We start from the raw sequence: 18,480 nt of genomic DNA on the forward strand, positions 1-18,480 counted from the left end.
ATATTTTAATTTATTGTTTCATTTCCTATTTAAACCCCACCCTTGCTAAAAGTCTTTATTCTAACTTATTTTTGTTTTACTTCCTCGTAAATTTGCTTCAGCAGATAAGCAGCATTTTCCCATTTTAAAGTATTCACTTCTTCTAGCCCGCAGCGACCTGCCATCTGGGAAAGTGCCGGATATTTCAACAAACCGTAAATCGCATCGGCCAAAGCCTCCACATCCCAAAAATCTACTTTCAGGGCATGTTTTAAAACTTCAGCAACCCCCGACTGTTTGGAAATAATCGTAGGTACTCCGGAACGCATTGCCTCCAAAGGAGAAATCCCAAAAGGTTCTGATACGGAAGGCATAACATAAACATCACTCTGTGCAAACATCTTCTGTACATCCTGTCCTTTCAAAAAACCGGTAAAATGGAAGTGTGTAGCAATTCTCAATTTTGCTACCCTCCGGATCGAGCGGTTCATCAAATCTCCGCTACCAGCCATTACAAACCGTACATTCGGATAAGCTTTTAATACCTTATTAGCAGCTTCAATAAAATATTCCGGTCCTTTCTGGTAAGTAATACGCCCTAAAAAAGTAACCACTTTTTCCTTTACGCCCTTCTCAATATTCATATCTTTATAAGACTGGAAATCTACAGCATTGTGTACTGTTACCACTTTTGCCGGATCAATTCCATACCGGCTGATGACAATATTACGGGTCAGATTACTTACAGTAATAACCCGGTCGGCAGCCATCATTCCCTGCCGCTCCAAATCGAACACCAGCTGATTTACATTCTCTCCGCTCCGGTCAAACTCCGTAGCATGTACATGGATCACCAGCGGCTTGCCAGACACTTTCTTTGCTGCAATACCTGCAGCATAAGTCAACCAGTCGTGCGCATGAATGACATCGAACTTTTGCTGACGGGCAATTGTAGCCGCTACGATGGCATAACGGGCGACTTCTTCCATTAAGTTAGCCCCGTATTTTCCGGAAAATGTATATTTATTTTTAAATCCGATCTTTTCTTCCCGCCGGCCTGTCTTTATCTGCTCATTCACTTCTCTTTCAAAATGTTCCGGATCCATATAGGGAATCAGGTTAGACCCGATTTCCATAAAATTGATATTTTTCCAGTATTCTTCTATATCTACCACATCAAACAAAGCCTCCACATCACTGGCATTGATAATTTTTGCAGCGCTCTGGTCCTCATCCCCACTGGCTTTTGGCATGACAAACAACACTTCAACACCCTGTTTAGCGAGCCCTTTGGTAAGGCCTAAACAGGCAGTTCCCAAACCTCCCGCAATGTGAGGCGGAAACTCCCAACCGAACATTAACACTCTTGTCTTCATATATAATCAAATTCAAATAATTAGCTATTTTTTTTCGTTTTCTTCGGAGCCTTTTTTTCAAATCTTTCGATCAACGCCAAGCTACGAAGAATCTCCCCAACACTCCAGGCCTGGGAAATACATCCATTCGGGGCATAAGGAGGATTCCCGTCATACACCTCCGATATAGAACATACCCCGTATAATGTCATATCTTCCTCAAATCCAGCGACCAATTCTTTCGCTTTGGGAACAAAGGCAGCTCCGTATAAACGGAAATTAGCCTCGATATAAGGACCAGTCAACCATGGCCATACGGTCCCCTGATGATAAGCTTCATCCCGTACCGTCTGATTTCCCCCATATAGTCCTTTATAATTCGGGTTCTTAGGTGACAAAGTACGCAATCCCCTGGGGGTCAGCAACTCTCTTTTTACAACGTCCAGAACTTTCCGTTTCATTTCGTCCGTCAACGGACTATATTCAAGGGAACAGGCAATAACCTGATTCGGACGTACAAATACGTTTTGCCCTTCCGCTCCGACATAATCGGCCAGATATCCTTTTTCATTATACCAAAAAACTTTAATAAAGTTTTCCTTTATCCTTTCGGGCATGTTTTCCCATTCCTTCACAAACTTTGTATCACCTGCTTCCTGGGCTAACTTCAGGGTATAACAGACAGCATTATACCAAAGAGCATTGACTTCTACCTGATAGCCTCCCCTGGGAGTAACCGGGCGTCCGTTTACAACAGCATCCATCCAGCTCAAAGCTTTTCCGGGTTCCTCCGCCCATATCAGGCTATTTTCATGCATTTGTACGTGAGGATGTACGCCTGTACGGAAGGCCGTCAGAATAGCCTTCATTTTCGAACCGTAATTCTTCCAAACCAAAGCCGGATCCCCCATGGCTTCCCCGTATTCCTGCAAAGCTTTAAAGTACCACATCGGAGCATCTACAGAATTGTAAGCCGCATTTTTCCCTTTCCCGACATTGGGAAAAAGTCCGTTATACAATTGACGGGACATGGTATCCAATACCTCCTTACAGGTTTTTACATCTCCTGCGGCTGCCAGCGTCACTCCCGGCAAAGCAATAAAAGTATCCCTTCCCCAAGCGCCAAACCAAGGATACCCTGCTATAATTTCAGTATCTTTTCCCTCCTTAACAATAAACTGCGAAGCTGAATATTTCAAACAATTTACAAAACTGTTGCGGGGACCACGGGCATCTACCAATTTCTGGAACTTAACTTTTAAACGACCGGTAGCAACAGGAAGCGTAGAAGCCGAAAAAATAATACTTTCTCCTTTTTTGATAGGCACTTCAAAATACCCGGGTACAAACAAATCTTCCCGGAAATCATATCCCCGGTTCTCCTCTTCCATGTATTCAATATTCAGATACCAATCCGGCACAGCAACAAAGTCATTGGCTTTGCTCAACTGCATATTCAGATAGGGAAAACCGTTGTATAATTTGGAACGGATACCGTTTTCTATCCCTTCATACTTTGTATTAGCCATCATATTGGCTTTACAAAGGCTATTTACATTCCGGTAAGCCAGAAACGGTTTCAGGCGCAACAGCGTTTCCGAATGGGCATCTACCAAAGTATACCGGATCAACACCTGATCCTCATTATGTACCAATACGATTTCTTTCTTTAATACGACACCCCCTACGCGGTAAGTAAGTGTATATACAGGCTCATATTCAAAATCAACAATATATTTGTGACCACGGGGTTCGTAATTACCAGGATATTTGTGAATCCCCAGATTAAATGCTTGCCCATGCTGGACAATTGTTTCATCCAAAGCAGACAGAAGCACATGATTCTCATTATTGAACTCTTCTATCGGCACAATTAACAACCCATGATACTTACGCGTATTACAACAAATAATAGTGGAAGACATATATCCTCCCGCCCTGTTTGTTGCTAAAACCTCGCGTTTTAATGAATACTCCAGATTCACCAATTCATCTTTGTTAAATTTTAAATAAGCCATAATTTTTATATCTATAGTAATCGTTTATATTCTAATCAACCAATTTCAAGACCAAAGCCGCCCTGGAGGGTAAATACAGACTCAGGACATTCCCTTCTCCCTCTTTGTAGTATGTAAAATGATCAACTTTTTTATCGATACGACCAAATCCATCAAATTTACGCCCGTCTGTATCCAAAAGTTCTTTATATTTTCCCGGAGGAGCAATAAAGTTGTAATCCGGGAAAGAAGTAACCGGATTAAAATTAAAAGCCAGGAGTAAATCTCCCCTTGAAAAAATCAGGACCTGACGTTCATTATCCCTTACTACAGATAAGGGACGGTAACGAAAGATCTTTTCGCGTTTTACCAGTTTTAACATGGCTTTATCAAACTCATTCAGGAAATGATAACGCAAACTGTTATCTTCCATCAAATGCCATAGCCGCCTTGCATGTTCGTAACTCCAGTCATTTCCTTCCCGGGGAAAATCGATCCATTCCGGATGTCCCCATTCATTACCCATAAAATTCAAATAACCGTCCCCGGCAGTCGTAATCGTCAGCAAACGGATCATTTTATGCAAAGCCATTCCCCGGTCGACCACCATATTCCGTTCAAAAACATTCATGGACGTATACATCTCTTTATCGACCATTCTAAAAATCAATGTCTTGTCTCCGACAAGAGCCTGATCATGACTTTCAGCATAACTAATCGTATGTTCATCTTCCCGTTTATTCGTCAGCTGATAGAATAAATCTCCCACATGCCATTCTTCATCCCGCTGGTCCGACACTAATTTTATCCAATAATCCGGCACTCCCATGCTCATCCGGAAATCAAAGCCTATACCTTCCTGATCTATGGGTGAGGCCAATCCCGGCATTCCGCTCATGTCCTCCGCAATGGTTATGGCATTCCGATTCACCTGATGAATCAAACGATTTGCTAAAGTCAGATAAATAATCGCATTTTCGTCCTGATTTCCATCATAATAAAATTTATATTCTGTAAAATCGCGTCCTAAGCCGTGATCCCAATACAACATGCTCGTTATCCCGTCAAAACGGAAACCGTCGAACTGATATTCTTCCAACCAATATTTACAATTGGATAACAAAAAATTCAATACTTCATTTTTTCCATAATCAAAACAACGGGAATTCCACAATTTGTGTTCTCCCTTTTCTCCTCCGTAAAAATAGAGATCATAAGTTCCGTCAAACCGGCTCAAACCTTCCGCCTCATTCTTTACGGCATGAGAATGTACCAAATCCATTACAACCGCAATTCCTCTTCCATGAGCATCATCAATCAATCTTTTCAAATCGTCCGGGGTCCCGAAACGAGAACTCACTGCAAAGAAATTAGAGACCTGATAGCCGAAAGATCCGTAATACGGATGTTCCTGTATACCCATTAGCTGAAGGGTATTATAGCCCAAACCGGCAATCCGGGGCAATATCTGCCGGCGAAATTCCTCAAAAGTAGACACTCCCGGTTTCTCCGTACTCATACCGATATGCGCTTCATAAATTAAAGGATTTTTCTCTTTGCGACGAAATTTATGTTCCCAGCTATAAGTTTCAGACGGACTCCATACCTCCGCCGAAAACAGTTTCGTCTCTTCATCCTGCACGGCACGCCTCACATGGCTAGGCAAACGTTCTCCGCATCCTCCTTCCCACTCTACCCACAAACGGTATTTCATCCCGTGCCGAAGTTTCTCCAAAGCTAACTTCAACTCCCAATTACCGTTTTCGATCCGCTGCAACCGATATTCTTCCTCTTTCTTCCAACCGGAAAAATCTCCAATCAGATAAATCGCAGTAGCAGCCGGTGCCCATTCCCGGAAAATCCAATTCTTTCCGGTATTATGAAGTCCGTAATAAAGATAGGAATTAAAAACATCTGCCAACTTCTTCTTCCCTTCAGTAAATCCAAGTTCCCGCATTATAAAATTCTCATACCGCTTCCGGATTGTATACCTGAAAGGTTCTAATAAAGGGTCTTTATCTGCAAAGCTGCAATTTCTATCCATCATATCCTGCTCAATTTATCTATTAACCAACAGCCTATATCCAAAGTTTTTTATATCCTTTATTCTTACTTAAATAATTTAATAACCATGTCCCACTTTAGAAAGCTACTATCCAACTACAAAAGTAACACAATTTTAAAGCACTTGTTCGTTTTGAATAAGGAATTTACATATTAATATACGCATACGTTTTATATATAGAGATTGTTACATATTTTTTATTTAATTATCTCCATTTCTGCGTTTGATTTCAGACAGCTTTTCCTGCAAAAATCCCGAACAAAAACACTCCACAGAGTTGGTCCTTTCGAAAATAACTAAAAAAATCCTTATTTACAATTTTTTATTAATTTTTATTTATTCCTGGATAAGTATAAAAGAAAAATGCCTGAAATGCTGTAAACATTTCAGGCATCTGATTTAAAATTACCGAATGGTTTAAATCCGGTTTATGCTATCGGCTATTCAAATGAATTATCTATCAGCATAGGCGGAGCCGTAGGTGGCATAATCTGAACAGAGGCAGTTCGTGCGCCCGTTACCTTCGGAGTATTATCAACATTTACATCCCTTGCCAAAAAGTCTTCAAAGGAATAAGTCTCTCCAGCCAGTGATTTGATACGTTTTACAATCAATTCCCGGGAAGGTGCATTAAAATAAAAACGATTGTCGATCATGCAACTAATCAATTCCGAACGCCATACCCCATGTAAATAACCACTTCCTCCTTCGTAGAGTCCTACCTTAGGATAATCATTCAAACCGATAAAGTGCTGCCAGAGTACATTATTTTTATTGGCAATCAAATTTAAACTCATCGGTACAGGCCAACTATGACCGGAAATATAAGAGTTAGGGTAATAGCCTTCACTTGAATAATATTCATCTCCCAACTTTCCAAAACAATGGCCTCCGCCTTCATGTACCACCGTATTTGTCCAATCTCCCTTATTCAAACCTGTACCTTCATACCCTCCGGACCAATAGAGAGGAGCTCCTCCTTTTGCAATCGGACATATACAATAAGCCCGTCCGGTAGACCAGGACCAGCACATACCTCCATACCGTTCGTCATTCACAACAACAATAATGGCTATCTTATCTATGGTTGTCTGTCCCTTTACAATATCCGGACAATACTGCTGTACAAAATTGAATACAGTATTATGGTCACATTTCATATCACTATAACTGTTATTCCAACCGGCACCGAAGAAAGTATCCTTCATGTCCCCTGTCGAAGTATTATCAGCCCCTTCTTCTGCAGAAACGGCAACAATTTTATAGACATTGAAATAATCCTGATAAGTCTTATAAGGTTCCGTATTAAAGATAGCCTTAATGGCTTTATCCAGACTTTCATTATAAAATCCGTTTTGTTTTTTCATCGACTCTATCGTAAATCCGTCTCCGACAAACACTATTGTAACCGGTTTCTGTGTTCTGTTCACCATATAAGGAATTACATCCCCGTGTTTATAATACAACTGTTCTTCTACCACTTCCCCAACCAATACTTTTCCGGTAGTCCAGTCGGATACCGAAATTCCTGTTAATTCCAAACGTTCTTTTCCGGCAGTCAGGTTTAAAACATAGTGTTTACCGCTCTCAAATTCCTTAGCCAGCGTAAGCCTCAATTCCTGACCATTTATCGACAAAGTAAGTAAAGGATCAGTTGCAGAAACACTTTGGGGCACAATGATCACGTCATAAGTACTCCGATATCCTTCGGTCACCTTACCCGCTTTTCCTAAAGAAATAGCTGTCCGGGTACCGGAAGCTTTCCCCAAATTACCCGTATTCAAATCAATCGATACTGTAGGTAAAGCATTGATTTTAAAACTTGAAATGGATTCCGTACCGGTAAATTGAGTACTGTATTTTACATTTACCGTCAACCGGGTCATTTTATGATCCAATGAAAAACGGACAGGAGCATTTTCCGTTGTCTTCACCCCAACTGTACTTCCATACAGGAAGTCATTTACCTGCATCTTGTCAGTAGTAGACTGATCGGAAGAAACGGTAAATACAAATTTTGCAGGATCGGAAACGGTCTTCGCATAAGGATAATATCCGACTATTTTATCTTTGGTACCGACTTCATCGGAAGTCCAGTACATGGAGTGCTCAGCTACCCATTCAGAGCCGCTCCAGCGGTTTTTCACATTATAAGACAGATCCGCAGTTTGTATAGATTGTCCCTCAGGACTTACAAATACGCCTATTTCATCATTTGTATCGAAGGTATACCCTTCGTTTCCCGGGGTTACACGGGTTTCATTTACACCCACATTAATCCGCAATTCGGAACTTTGTGGCTGATTTTCCATTTCCTGGGTACATCCGGCCAACAATAAAGCAATGCCCCAAATGATCTTATTTTTGTTCATATAATTTACTGCATTCATTTTCTATTTATTTCTACTCATCCAGCGTTTCCGCTTTCTCAATCCGTTTCTACATCCTCATTTCCTCCCGGTTCCCAGTCGGAAATCTTTATGTCAACCGTCTTTAAAGGATCTAACTCTTTTTCTACTTTCACCTCCAAAATATATTGTTTTCCTCTTTCACTTTTTAAATCCCCGGTAAGATTATATTCAAAGGTATGGATTTCTCCTCCTCCGACATTCACCTCTACCTGTAAAAACTTAGCTGCGGCTATCGTCTGGGGAACAACAATCAATTCTATACTCTGCTTATCTGCCGTCTTATAATAAGGAATCATATCGTTCCCGTTTCCATCAGACGCTGTCACATCTCCTGTATTTAAATCACAAGTAGCAGTCGTCTGTAAACCCATAAATTTTACTCCGCTAATGGTATATATGTCCTTGACGGATTCCTCCATTTTAATACTCAGACTGATTTTAGATAAAGCGTGTTGAAAAGAGAGAGACAACAGACCGTCATTTCCGGCTTTCTGTCCGCTGGTGTTTGCCCAGAGGAAGTCGCTGGCCACCCCACTCTCTTCCTGACTTTGATCGGTTTTTACCGAAACCGGCCATTTCGTCACGTCCGCCCCGGAGGGAGCAGCGATCCAGGGATAATAAGCATAAGCATCGACCGTAGTAGCGGCATCCTTCCAATACATTGTGGAAGCAGCTTTCCAGTTCTTTGCATCACTTTCTAAAGTATTCTTTACATTGTCTACCTGATTTCCGCTCACAGAAACGAGCCGGGCTTTGGTCCCCGCACTCTCCCGGTTTGCCACAAATAAACCCACACTCTGCCCTGCTTCAAATTTTTCACTCATTTCTCCCCGGGCCTGAATACCGGATACAGAAATTTTCATTTCTATTTTCTCAACGGGGGGAGTAGGCGGCTCAGGGGTAGGATCATCCCCATTTCCACTTCCACCACAAGCCCAAAACATTCCTGCAAATAGTCCTGTATATAATAATATTGATTTCATATCTTTTTTTATCAGTTTGTTATTTCACCTCACTACCTTTTGATAAAAAAGTAGATTTTAAGCCATTTTCAGTCGTATACTCCATCTGAAGATTGTATTCCTCCCCCGCTTTAAAAACGGCAGCTTCCTTCAAATTATATTTAAATAATCTTTTATTTTGCTGATCCTGAATAGTAACAGACAATAATTCTCCCGCTTCCACCGATTGCGGAATCAGAATTACTTCTGCTGTATTTTTTACACCGGAAGTATAATAAGGGATAATGAGTTGCGCCTCTCCTGTAACCCCGTTTATTTCTCCGGTATTCATATTAAATGTAGCCGCTGTTTTCAATCCGCTGATTTCCATAGAAACAATCTGAGCCCCATTGGTGATTCCGTTTCCTGTAATACGGATATTGAGTTTTGCAAAACAATGTTTAAATCTCAATGTCAGGCGACCTTCGTCAGTGGCAAAGGAAACCCCGTTGGTTTTGGCCCATAGAAAATCGCTCCCCCGGATAGCACTTGCCTGACTCTGGTCCGCAGATACTTCTACCGGCCAGGCAGTTATATCTGCATTTCCGGGAGTCGTTTTCCAGGGATAATAAGCATAGGCATCCACCACTGTATTCTTATCTTTCCAGGTTAAGAGAGAATTGCCATCCCAGTTCCCGTCAGCTCCGAGTGTCACTTTTATATTATCCAACCAGTTCCCTGTCAATCCGGCAAGTGAAGCTGGTACATTCTCCGTTACCCGGTTAACGACATAAATTCCAATCGCGTCTCCCGTGGCAAATTGGGTTTCCACGCCGGCGCGGGTTTCGATCCCGTTTGTCACGACTTGCATCAACGGTTGAGAGGGGTCTTCCGTTACACTACTTTCCTCGCTGCAAGCGCCAAGAAGTAAAGTGCCAACCAAAAACAAAGTAACTCCCCATTTGTTTTTCAGCTTTTGTTTCATACTCTTTGATTAAAATTATTTTTTAAGAAATAAAATTGCATTTTCTATCTGTATTATGACAAACTTAGAGATTTTGTTACGATAAATAAGGAAGAATTGTGTTAAAAAGAAAAACAGGGGGATTTTTCCCCTCTTTTACCTCCAACATACTATTCGGGACAGAAATCGAGTAATTCTATTCACATCTCCCTGAAATTTCCCGGTCCACTTATTTATGAAACGACTTCAATCAGTTGTTTATCCGATAAATTTTATAGCCTTTCTTTTAAATTACTGTATCCCTGAGCCGAACAAACTTACTTTTCCCTCAGTAAATTATATATAAAGGAAACCCTTGACCTTCAAACCTTCCTTCCCTTTCAATCGGCCCGGACCTTTCTATTTCATTTTAATCCTCCGGGTCTGTATACAAACTCCTCAAGTTTTCTTCCAGTCGGATTTCCAAAGTTAAGATATTTTAATTTACAACAAAAGAATGAAAACCGGTATTTACAGAAATAATTGTCCGATTAGGAAAAACCTTCTTAAAAATGAGTCTTACTGTTTTAAAACAACAAATTCACAGAATTAATTGAGCAGGATTTTCGACATTAGCCGTTTTCTCTTTATTTTTGTAATTCAAATTTAAAAGAGGAAGAGGAAGTGATATATCCGGATAATTTTGAAAGTAAAATAAAATTCGATAAAATACGGCATCTTATCAGCCGGAATTGCCGAAGTGAAATGGGTAAAGCTTTGGTGGAACAGATGTGCTTTTCCGATAATAAAGAACAGATCGAGGAGGCACAAAAAGAAACTGCTGAATTTATGCAGATCATGCGTGAAGAAGAATTTCCGGACAATCATTATACGGATGCCCGTCCTTTTTTATCAAAAATACGGATAGAAGGACTGTTTCTGGATATTCCTGAATTAATTGCATTAAAAAATTCCCTGGAATCCCTGCATGCGATTATCCGCTTTTTCCAGGGGAAAACGGAAATTTATCCGGTACTGACTTCCAAAGCGGGACAGATACAACTTTTCCCCTATGTATTACAACGTTTAGATTCAATCGTCTCCAAACACGGAACCATAAAAGACAATGCTTCTTCCGAACTGGGGGAAATACGGCGTCAACTATTAAAAAAGCAATCCGGTATTTCCCGCCGTATGCAAGTCTTATTGCAGGACGCTCAAACAGAGGGGTGGGCAGAAAAAGACGCTGCCATCGCGATCCGGGACGGACGTATGGTGATCCCGGTACCGGCTGCCTACAAACGCCGGATTAACGGAATCGTACACGACGAGTCGGCTACGGGAAAAACCTCTTATATCGAACCGACTGAAATCATCGAGACCAACAATGAAATAAGGGAATTGCAATTGGAAGAAAAAAGGGAAATCACCCGCATCTTACGAAAATTTGCAGACGATATCCGCCCCTATATCGACGACCTTATTCCCGCTTATGCTTTCTTAGCTTTCGTAGATTACGTAAAAGCAAAAGCCCTGTTCGGCATAGAAATCAATGCTATTCATCCGGTTTTTACCGCTGAGCCGGAAATGCTCTGGTATGAAGCCAGACATCCCCTTTTATACCTGGCATTCAAAAATACGGACAAAACGCTGGTTCCTCTCCGGATCGAAATCAACGAAGAACAACGTATTATCCTGATTTCCGGTCCGAATGCCGGAGGAAAATCGGTATGCTTACAGACAGCCGGTTTACTGCAATATATGTTTCAATGCGGGTTACCCGTACCGGTAAGCGAAGCCAGCCGGTTTGGTATCTTCAAAAAAATATTAATCGATATCGGAGATGAGCAGTCTTTGGAAAACGACTTGAGTACTTACAGTTCCCATCTGATTAATATGAAAAACTTCGTAAAATACGGAGACAACAACACCCTTATTTTGATCGATGAATTCGGAACGGGTACAGAACCCATGTTAGGGGGCGCCATTGCTGAGGCAATCCTTCACGCGCTAAATGAACATCGCGTCAAAGGGGTAATTACGACTCACTATACCAATCTGAAACATTTTGCTTCTGCTACTCCGGGAATAGAAAACGGAGCTATGCTTTACGACAACCACCGGATGATGCCTTTGTTCCAACTGGAAATCGGGAAACCCGGTTCCTCCTTTGCATTTGAAATCGCACAAAAAATCGGTCTTCCCAAAGATATCCTGGAAGAAGCTGCCTCTAAAGTCGGGGAAGAACATATCAATTACGACAAGCATTTGAAAGACATAGCACGGGATAAACGGTATTGGGAAGAAAAACGGAGAAAAATTCACGAAAACGAAAAACGGCTGGATGAAGTAGTCGAAAAATACAGCCACGAACTCCAGGAAGCTTCCCGTTTACGGAAAGAAATCATCAAAGAAGCACAGGAAAAAGCAAATGAATTATTAACAGAAGCCAATAAAACGATCGAGAACACGATACGGGAGATAAAAGAAAGTCAGGCAGACAAAGAAAAAACCCGGAAAATCCGGGAGCAACTGGAAGCCCAAAAACAAAAATTAGTTCAGGAAGAAGAGGAAGAAGAACGCCTGAAACGGAAAATAGAAAAAATCAAAAAACGGGAAAACAGAAAAAAAGGAGAGGCTAAGAAAAATTCAACTGTTCTTTCCGACACCTCAGCTGAAATCCGGTTTCAGAAAGGAGATTTCGTAAAACTTCCCAATCAGGCAGTCGGAGAAATTCTGGAAATAAAGGATAAAAGCGCGACTATCGCTTTGGGGAATATCCGGACAACTGTAAACCCCGGCAAATTACAAAAAGTGTCCGCCAATCAGGTAAAAAAACAGACCCGTACCCTGTCTCCTTCTGTTTATCCGGATTTCAGAGAAAATATGAGTCAAAAACGACTCTTGTTTAAACCGGAAATCGATGTCAGGGGAATGCGCGGAGACGAAGCTTTGCAAAAAGTAACAGACTTTATAGATGAAGCCGTGATGCTCGATGCTAAAAACCTGCGTATTTTGCACGGGACAGGTACCGGTGCCTTGAGGCAGATCATCCGCCAGTTTTTAAGCACAAACCCTGTTGTCGGCTCATACGCTGACGAGCAAATACAACTGGGAGGTGCTGGTATCACCGTCGTTAAACTGGATATTTAAAACCATTGTAACATGAGTATACTCCTTTTGAACACCGCCTATTTTCCGCCCATACAATATTTTTCCGAAATAAAACGGCACGAACAGCTTTGTATTGAACAATATGAAAACTATGGAAAACAAAGTTACCGGAACCGCTGTATAATTCAATCCGCTAACGGAGCAATGCCCCTGGTCGTACCGGTAAGAAAAACAGGAGAAATTAAATTTCTGACAAAAGAAGCCCGGATCGACTATTCCTGTAAATGGCAAAAATTACATTTCAAAAGCATAGAATCAGCTTATAAAAATTCTCCTTTTTACGATTATTATATTGAAGACTTGCTCGGCTTTTTCGAACACCAGGAAAAATACCTGCTGGATTTGAATAATCAAATACTGCTGACTTTTCTCTCTCTGTTAGATTTAAAAAGGGAAATACATAGCACGCCTGATTATATAACCGACACTACCGGCTTCTGTGATTACCGGGAAATTATCCATCCTAAACCGAGTCGCCGGAAAGCAATGGATACTGATTTCAGGGGTCGTCCTTACACTCAAACCTTTAACGACCGATTTCCTTTTATGCCTAATTTAAGTATACTCGATCTCTTGTTTAATACGGGTCCGGAAGCTTCTGATTACCTTTAGTCCTCTATAGAAAAATAGCCAACACCTTTTCCCCCTCCGCATCTGCCCCTTTTCTTCTCTTACAATAAACGGAAATCAAACCGGAAATACCACTATCCTGAATCATCCCTCCCTTATACCTTTGAGCCTTTGAACGTCTAACATCTTTCAACTAAAAATTCCGCCCTGTATCCCACCACAAACGCGATCCTCCGTCATCTTCTGTCCCTAAAGCCGCACACAGGGCCTGATACAAACCAAGATCAGCATCCTGCAGGCTAACCGGAAAATTCAACCGCCGGATCATTATTTCCGTATCGATAGAAGCATTTTTGCTATTATTGTATTTAACAGGGAAAAGCCGAGGATATCCTGTACGTCTTTGTTCCGCCCAGGCTTCACAGCCTTCGGGGAAAATAGCGATCCATTTTTGAGTAATAATTTTTTCCAATTTCACTTCAGCAGTATCCTCTGGTTTCCAGCGGGGAGAAACAAGGCAGCGTGCTGCAATATTATTGGAAGGCGTATAAACATCTTCATAATCAGCTCCTATTCTGTCGCTTTCCAAATAAATCTCTGCATCCGGTACTCTCCATTGGGAAAAAGAAATTTTTACCCCTTTTTTGTAACAAGCCTCTGCGCTCTCTTCCGACCATCCCCTTAAAGCTGCTTCTGCCCGAAGAAACCACATTTCGGCAGCGGTCATTAAAATCGGAGCTGTCGACTGAGTTACGTATAAACGGGAATGAGAAGCATAATAAGTATGGGAAAAAAGAGTTCCCTGCCGGATTCCCCTGTATTGTCCTTTCAGAGAAATAACAACGGAATCTTTTCCAAGGTGATCGGGTAATATCACATCCTCCGGACAAGGAATGAAATATTTTTCAAGGCGGGGATCCTGATATCCGTTCAAAATGGATTCCATGGAAGCATTCATGAAAGCTTCCCCCCAGACTTTATTAATCTCTCCCAAAGGATTTGTATACCCTTCCCGGGTAGAAACAGCAACTACATCTCCGGGGTTTTCCAATACTCCATATTCATTTTCCAAAGCTTTCTCACATTCTTTACGAGCCTTTTCCGGGTCTGCCATGGAAAGGCGGACGGCCAGGCGGAGCCGGAGAGAATTGGCCATTCTGATCCAACTTTCACAACTTCCATCCGTTAGCAGGTCAAATTTGGCAAACCGGCATTCCCCGGGATTTTCTGCTATATAACAGGATAATAAACTTACGGCAGTATCCAGATCCCTGAAAAAAGCATAATAAGCTTCCTGTTGCGTATCAGGTTTATAAGCAGTTCCCCCTTCTCCGAAATGAGTGTAAACAATAGGACCATAATAATCCGACACTCTATGCATAAGGAATACTTTTAATATTTTTGTAACAGCATAAAAATCGGGAAAACTATCCCGGCAGCTGTCTTCCAGTTTTTTGATCTGGGGGAAAATATAAGCATAGGTATTTTCCCAAAATGTACCATTCCAACCGTCTTGCAGATTATAGTCCGAATTGTGGCTTCCTCCATTGAGCGGTTTATAATCGTGCATATACCCACTAAACATATCTGCACTCAGATTTTGCATAATCTGATAAGGCCAGTTTTTCCCTTTACCAAAATCATAATTGAAATAAATACCCTGCTGAATCGTCCCCAACGGAAAACCCAGCTGATTGAAATCTATCCGCATATCTTCATCCGTCATCCCGGCTTTATCCTGATTCATTTCCCGGAATCTTCCGGTACAAGCTACGCAAATGCTTATTATAATATATAAATAAAACCTATACATATTTTTAAAAAGTACAACGGACATAAAACCCTATACTCCGGGTAGTAGGCATTCCATAAGAATCGATCGCCTGATTGTCATTTCCGGTAGAAAGGACCAAATCCGGATCGAAAGGAGCCTTTTTATAGATAAAAAATAAATTCCGGGCAATAACCGAAAAATAAACATTCCGGAAACAACCGGTCTTTTCCATCCACTTCTCCGGCAAAGAATAGGTCAAAGAAAGTTCTCTCAAGCGGATATTGGTAGCATCATAAATATAATACTCCGTAACTCCGGCCCGTCCTCCGACGACTAATTTGTAAAATTCTTTTACTTTAGGGATTCTCTTGCCTTCCAGCTCTACATATCCTTTATCCCGGTCTTTAGCCGTAGCTTTCGTCACTCCGAACATATCGAGATCAGCCTGAGTCTGAGACAGCACCTTTCCTCCTACCCGGCTATCCAACAGCACATACAGTGACAATCCTTTCCAGCTCCATGTATTTTGCCATCCCAAGGTATAACGGGGATTAGCATTACCGACCTTAACGGTATTCCCCTCTCCGTACACTTTGGGCAAACCAGCTTTTTCCCCCTCTGTCTCATATAGAATCTCCCCTTTTTCATCCCGGAGGAAAGCTTTTCCGTATATATCCCCGAAAGATCCGCCTTTTACCAGTTTTAAGGCATAACTGGAAGAAAAACCGGAGGGCCCGTATATAAATACCGGAAGTTCTTCCTGTAAACGCAATACCTTATTCCGGTTCATGGCATAATTTATCCCCGTTCTCCAGCTGAAATCCTTCTTATTTAAAACCCAGGACTCCACACTCAATTCTATCCCTTTGTTCCTGATATTTCCGGCATTTACATAACGGTATGCGTATGTATCACCGGTTTTGGCAGGAAGTTTAAAAAACTGATTCCGGGTATGACTGATATACCAGGTAAAACTGAAATTCAGGCGATTCTTAAAAAACTTCCACTCCGTTCCGGCTTCGAAAGAAGTATTCATCTCTGGTTTCATATCTTCGAATGGAGCTGCATCCGGCAGCTGTACTTCCCCTCCTGCCGATATGGAAGCTGCAGGACAAGTAATATAAAGGGGAATATCATTTCCGACCTGACTCCACACTCCCCTCAGTTTTCCCAGCGAGATCCAGGAGGGCATTTTTAAACTCCGGGAAAGTACCCAGGACATACCTATAGAAGGATAAAAAAAACCGCTCTTTTCATGGGCTGTATAGGCTAAAGTAGACGACCAATCATTGCGGGCCGTCACGTCCAAATATAAAAAATCCCGGTAACCGACCTGGAAAGTACCGAAAACAGACTGCATTTGCCGCTGAGCTTCATTTTTCTCCTCGATATAGGCAGAACTATTCATATTGATATTGGCAATTGTGAATACATTGGGATATTTCAAAGAAGCTGTTTTGGAATCATAACGAAGAGCATTGACCGTATTGTCGTTAATACTTGTACCGACTGCAAACTGTAAAGAAAACGACTTCCATTTCCGTTCTCCTTTCACCAAAACATCTCCGTAAAACAATGTTTGCTGGTATTCGGAATCAATATACCTCCCGTTCAGGCCCGCCAGAGCCGGAGCCGTAGAAGCATAAAATTTTTCCCTGAATTTATCCGATATGTAATCAGCATTTCCCCGGACTTCCAATGTAAGCCAATCCGTAAGTGTCAATTGCAATGCTAAAGAAGCAATTGCACGGGTTCTCTGATCTTTACTCAGGATCCGATGGATAACCCAATACGGATTTTGTTCAAAATCTTCTGTTGAAGAATGCCAGTTCTGTTCCATTAGATTCCGGTCCGGATTGAATGTTTCAAAATGCTCCCGGTATTCCCTCATATCCATTCCCCGGGGGAAGCGGTATAATCCGACCAGTGGATTCATATAAAATCCTCCCGGTACCGGCCGGTTCTTCACTGTCTGACGGAGTAAACTGACATTGCCATCCAACTTCAGCCGGTCTCCGTAAAAATTGGCTGTTTCCCGGAAATTGAAATTGTGACGGGTCAGACGATTGTGGGGAACAATCCCTTTGGAGCTGGTATTAGCATATGAAAAATAAGCCTGCTGTTTCTCATTTCCACCCGATACGGTAAAAGTATGAATGGCCGTATGCCCCCTTCGGAAAAAATCCCCTGCATGGTCATAAGCTTTCATATCTGCCCGTTGTCCCCAGCTTTCTATGCCGTCACTCACCCCATAAGTATTTTGAAATTCCGGTAACGAAATCGCTTTTTCAAATAATACATGAGAAGAAAAAGTAATCTCCTGTTTGCCTGCCTGTCCTTTTTTTGTCGTAATCAAAATCACTCCGTTCGCCGCCTGTGTTCCATATAAAGCAGCTGCCGGGGCGCCTTTCAGTATACTTATACTTTTTATATCTTCCGGATTCAAATTGGAAACCCCATCCCCTCCGTCCCGGTTACCGCCATCGGCTATTCCCCCTATGGCAGTATAAGGCTGTTCTCCTCCGGAATTTAAAATAGGCGTCCCATCAATTACATACAAAGGCTGATTATTCCCGGAAGCAGAACGGGCTCCTCTCAAAAGCACCTGGGCAGATCCTCCCGGTCCGGAAGAACTTTTGTGAATCTGCATACCCGCAATTTTTCCCATAAGCGCAACGATCATATTCGGGTCCTTTACCCTTACGATATCATCCCCTTTGATCTCTGTAGCAGCATATACCAAAGAAGTTTCTTTTTTACGGATTCCCAAAGCCGTCACCAGTATATCATCCAATAAAAGCGACTCTTCTTCCAAGACAATCTGTACATCCGACGCTTCTTTACAAATAAAACGCTGAGTAGAATATCCAATAAAAGAAATCACCACTTCATTTCCGGCTGTGACCTCTAATTCAAAACGACCGTATATATCAGTAGTCGTCCCCTGTCCCGTTGCTTTTTCTAAAATTGTCGCTCCCGGTAAAGGTTCTCCTCCCTTATTCATAACCACTCCTTTTAATCCACAACGAACCGGTTTATCCACAGCCAAAAGCGTATCCCTTGCTTTCCCGTCCGACGAAAAGAAGGAAGGCGATTCTTTTCCAAGAACACCAAAAAGAAAGGTAAACAAGCACAAAAATACTAACCCTATCGCTTTGACAGTCATCTTCCCCTATAAATTATAAAAAGGACATTCTTCTATTGAATTCAGCATACAAATAAAACGATTAATAAATCATTTTATCCAAAAATTTAATTTTTTAAACTTTTT

The 18,480-nt window shown here is 41.7% G+C and carries 10 protein-coding genes; 2 read left to right on the plus strand and 8 right to left on the minus strand.

Annotated elements, in window-relative coordinates; all coding sequences use genetic code 11:
- Positions 1-65: 65 nt before the first annotated feature.
- The 6 genes from Q0465_RS05245 to Q0465_RS05270 all read right to left on the minus strand — a co-directional run bounded on the left by Q0465_RS05245 (position 66) and on the right by Q0465_RS05270 (position 9,733).
- Positions 66-1,355: a glycosyltransferase family 4 protein gene (locus Q0465_RS05245; RefSeq protein WP_298613744.1), complete on the minus strand. Its 1,290-nt coding sequence runs from the start codon at positions 1,353-1,355 to the stop codon at positions 66-68.
- Between the two features lie 20 nt (positions 1,356-1,375).
- Positions 1,376-3,352 (minus strand): amylo-alpha-1,6-glucosidase, encoded by a 1,977-nt coding sequence (locus Q0465_RS05250; protein ID WP_298613747.1) that lies wholly within the window; start codon positions 3,350-3,352, stop codon positions 1,376-1,378.
- Positions 3,353-3,383: 31 nt separating this feature from the next.
- A complete protein-coding gene (locus tag Q0465_RS05255) occupies positions 3,384-5,378 on the minus strand; it encodes an alpha amylase C-terminal domain-containing protein (protein WP_298613749.1) in 1,995 nt (664 codons plus the stop codon).
- 458 nt (positions 5,379-5,836) lie between these two features.
- Entirely contained in the window at positions 5,837-7,786 is a 1,950-nt protein-coding gene (locus Q0465_RS05260; protein ID WP_298613751.1) for a fimbrillin family protein, read from the minus strand.
- A gap of 38 nt (positions 7,787-7,824) precedes the next feature.
- Entirely contained in the window at positions 7,825-8,790 is a 966-nt protein-coding gene (locus tag Q0465_RS05265) for a fimbrillin family protein (protein WP_298613753.1), read from the minus strand.
- A gap of 19 nt (positions 8,791-8,809) precedes the next feature.
- Complete coding sequence (locus Q0465_RS05270; RefSeq protein ID WP_298613755.1) at positions 8,810-9,733, minus strand: fimbrillin family protein; 924 nt, start codon at positions 9,731-9,733, stop codon at positions 8,810-8,812.
- A gap of 642 nt (positions 9,734-10,375) precedes the next feature.
- Between Q0465_RS05270 and Q0465_RS05275 the strand changes: the two genes are divergently transcribed.
- Complete coding sequence (locus tag Q0465_RS05275) at positions 10,376-12,844, plus strand: Smr/MutS family protein (RefSeq protein ID WP_298613756.1); 2,469 nt, start codon at positions 10,376-10,378, stop codon at positions 12,842-12,844.
- A 12-nt stretch (positions 12,845-12,856) separates the two neighbouring features.
- Entirely contained in the window at positions 12,857-13,477 is a 621-nt protein-coding gene (locus tag Q0465_RS05280; protein WP_298613758.1) for a WbqC family protein, read from the plus strand.
- A gap of 151 nt (positions 13,478-13,628) precedes the next feature.
- Here the strand turns inward: Q0465_RS05280 and Q0465_RS05285 are convergent, their stop codons facing one another.
- Both Q0465_RS05285 and Q0465_RS05290 read right to left on the minus strand, forming a co-directional pair.
- Complete coding sequence (locus tag Q0465_RS05285; protein ID WP_298613760.1) at positions 13,629-15,248, minus strand: SusD/RagB family nutrient-binding outer membrane lipoprotein; 1,620 nt, start codon at positions 15,246-15,248, stop codon at positions 13,629-13,631.
- Positions 15,249-15,252: 4 nt separating this feature from the next.
- Positions 15,253-18,375 (minus strand): SusC/RagA family TonB-linked outer membrane protein, encoded by a 3,123-nt coding sequence (locus Q0465_RS05290; RefSeq protein ID WP_298613762.1) that lies wholly within the window; start codon positions 18,373-18,375, stop codon positions 15,253-15,255.
- Positions 18,376-18,480 lie beyond the last annotated feature (105 nt).

The organism is uncultured Odoribacter sp. (assembly GCF_937966165.1).
GTDB lineage: Bacteria > Bacteroidota > Bacteroidia > Bacteroidales > Marinifilaceae > Culturomica.

Bases quoted from the DNA above. Each gene is read 5' to 3' on its own strand.
- Q0465_RS05245 (WP_298613744.1), bottom strand. From the start codon at position 1,355: ATGAAGACAAGAGTGTTAATGTTCGGTTGGGAGTTTCCGCCTCACATT.
- Q0465_RS05250 (WP_298613747.1), bottom strand. From the start codon at position 3,352: ATGGCTTATTTAAAATTTAACAAAGATGAATTGGTGAATCTGGAGTAT.
- Q0465_RS05255 (WP_298613749.1), bottom strand. From the start codon at position 5,378: ATGATGGATAGAAATTGCAGCTTTGCAGATAAAGACCCTTTATTAGAA.
- Q0465_RS05260 (WP_298613751.1), bottom strand. From the start codon at position 7,786: ATGAATGCAGTAAATTATATGAACAAAAATAAGATCATTTGGGGCATT.
- Q0465_RS05265 (WP_298613753.1), bottom strand. From the start codon at position 8,790: ATGAAATCAATATTATTATATACAGGACTATTTGCAGGAATGTTTTGG.
- Q0465_RS05270 (WP_298613755.1), bottom strand. From the start codon at position 9,733: ATGAAACAAAAGCTGAAAAACAAATGGGGAGTTACTTTGTTTTTGGTT.
- Q0465_RS05280 (WP_298613758.1), top strand. From the start codon at position 12,857: ATGAGTATACTCCTTTTGAACACCGCCTATTTTCCGCCCATACAATAT.
- Q0465_RS05285 (WP_298613760.1), bottom strand. From the start codon at position 15,248: ATGTATAGGTTTTATTTATATATTATAATAAGCATTTGCGTAGCTTGT.
- Q0465_RS05290 (WP_298613762.1), bottom strand. From the start codon at position 18,375: ATGACTGTCAAAGCGATAGGGTTAGTATTTTTGTGCTTGTTTACCTTT.